Below are 1,105 nucleotides of genomic sequence, written 5' to 3'. Positions count from 1 at the left end.
TGTACTGCCCGGAGAGGTTGTGAACAGGGCGACACGTGATCGGATGATCTTGGAATGAGGGAGGGCCTCCGGGTTCGGTGTGGATTGCGACATCTGCACCGACGACCCCGGAGGCCCTCGATTCCTCACGCTAACGCACCTCTGACCGAGCTGGGCAGGCTGCGCCTGGCCCGGTGTGTCGTCGACGACGGCTGGCCGCTGCGCCAGGCCGCGCAACGCTTCCAGGTGTCGGTGGGCACCGCCTCCCGGTGGGCCGGCCGCTACCGCGCCGAAGGTGCCGCGGGCATGACCGACCGGTCCTCCCGCCCGCGCACCAGCCCCGGCCGCACCCCGACCCGCACCGAGCGGCGGATCATCAAGGTCCGACTGGCCCGCCGCTGGGGGCCTGCCCGGATCGGCTTCCTGCTCGGGCTCAACCCGTCGACGGTGCATCGGGTGCTGACCCGCTACGGCCTGGCCCGGCTCGTGCACCTGGACCGTGCCACCGGACAGCCGGTGCGCCGCTACGAACGCGACGCGGCCGGCGACCTGGTGCACGTCGACATCAAGAAGCTGGGCAACATCCCCGACGGCGGCGGCCATAAGGTCCACGGCCGGGCAGCGGGCAACCACAACAAACAGCGCACCGCCAGCCCGGTCCGACGCGGCGGCCAACCCAGGATCGGCTACAGCTACCTGCACAACGCCGTGGACGATCACAGCAGGCTCGCCTACGTCGAGATCCTGCCCGACGAGACCAAGGAAACCGCCACCGCGTTCTGGGCCAGAGCCCAAACCTACTTCCACGCCAACGGGATCACCGTCAAGCGGGTGCTCACCGACAACGGATCCTGCTATCGATCACGGCTCTGGCGCGACGCCCTCACCGCCGCAGGCATCGCGCACAAACGCACCCGCCCGTATCGACCGCAGACCAACGGCAAAGTGGAACGCTTCAACCGCACCCTGCTCGACGAATGGGCCTACGCCCACCCCTACCAATCCGAGAACGAACGCCGGGAGGCACTGCCGCAGTGGCTGCACACCTACAATCACCACCGCAGCCACACCGCGCTCAAGGGCCTACCACCCGCCAGTCGCGTCCCCAACCTCACGGGGCAGTACA

The 1,105-nt window shown here is 69.0% G+C and carries 1 protein-coding gene; it reads left to right on the top strand.

What is annotated here, in order from left to right; translation table 11 throughout:
* Positions 1–120 precede the first annotated feature (120 nt).
* On the top strand, positions 121–1,105 hold a 985-nt coding region (locus tag ABD126_RS38545), incomplete at its 3' end, for an IS481 family transposase (RefSeq protein ID WP_343940641.1).

Origin of the sequence: Saccharothrix mutabilis subsp. mutabilis (genome assembly GCF_039521145.1) — a bacterium.
Classification (GTDB): Bacteria; Actinomycetota; Actinomycetes; order Mycobacteriales; family Pseudonocardiaceae; genus Actinosynnema; species Actinosynnema mutabilis.
This window is presented reverse-complemented; position numbering and strand designations above follow the sequence as displayed.